1 protein-coding gene is annotated in these 1,023 nt (G+C 66.8%); it reads left to right on the top strand.

From position 1 onward, the window contains the following. Positions 1-77 precede the first annotated feature (77 nt). Positions 78-977 carry a GNAT family N-acetyltransferase gene (locus ACFU9P_RS34595; protein ID WP_384088786.1) on the top strand — a complete coding sequence of 300 codons (900 nt, stop codon included), beginning with the start codon at positions 78-80 and terminating at the stop codon, positions 975-977. Positions 978-1,023 lie beyond the last annotated feature (46 nt).

Raw genomic sequence — 1,023 nt, 5'->3', positions numbered from 1 at the left:
GCGGGCACGTGACGGGTCTCGTGTCAGCTGTTGCGATAAGCCGGTCCGAGTCGGGGTTTCCTGACTAGAGTCAGGGAATGGATGCGGCGCAGATCGAGCAGGTGCGGCGGTTCAATCGGACCGTTACTGAACGTGTGGGCGTGCTGCACGACCACTACTTGGGGTGCGACCGGCCCATTGGTGAGGCGCGGCTGCTCTGGGAGATCGGTGAACAGGGGCAGGACGTACGACGGTTGCGCGAGCGCCTCGGGCTCGACTCCGGATACCTCAGCCGGTTGCTCCGCGCTCTGGAGACCAGCGGTCTGGTGACGGTCGAACCGCACCCAGGGGACAGACGGGTGCGTACGGTACGACTCACCGAGGCGGGCCGAGCGGAGCGCGCGGTGCTTGACGGGCGCAGTGATGAACTGGCCGGTTCGCTGCTGGAGCCGCTCAACACCGAACAGCGGACCCGGCTGGTCGCGGCCATGGCCGAGGTCGACCGCTTGCTGACCGCCGTGACGGTCACCCTCGACACCGTCGACCCGGACCACCCCGATGCCGAACACTGCCTGCGGTCCTATTTCACCGAACTTCAGGAGCGCTTCAGCACAGGTTTCGACCCAGCCCGCAGCCTGCTGCCCGACGCATCCGAACTCCGCCCACCCCATGGCCTGTTCCTGGTGGCCCGCCTGCACGGCAATCCCATCGGCTGCGCAGGCCTGAAGCTCCCGCCCACCGCCCCAGCCGAAATCAAACGCATGTGGGTGGCCCCCCAAGCCCGCAGACTGGGCCTCGCCCGCCGCTTCCTGGCCGAGTTGGAGAAAGAAGCCGCCCACCACGGCCACAAAGTGCTGCGCCTGGACACCAACAAAGCACTCACCGCCGCGATCAGCCTCTACCACTCCGTCGGCTTCCGCGAAGTCCCCGCCTTCAACAACGAGCCGTACGCCCACCACTGGTTCGAGAAGCGACTCACCACTCCCCGATCCTCCTGAGACCGGCTTATCGCAACAGCTGACACGAGACCCGTCACGTGCCCGG

It is taken from the genome of Streptomyces sp. NPDC057617 (genome assembly GCF_042800555.1).
Classification (GTDB): Bacteria; Actinomycetota; Actinomycetes; order Streptomycetales; family Streptomycetaceae; genus Streptomyces.
This window is presented reverse-complemented; position numbering and strand designations above follow the sequence as displayed.

What these genes read in the sequence shown, in the direction of transcription:
- ACFU9P_RS34595 (WP_384088786.1), top strand. Translation starts at nt 78, where the DNA reads ATGGATGCGGCGCAGATCGAGCAGGTGCGGCGGTTCAATCGGACCGTT.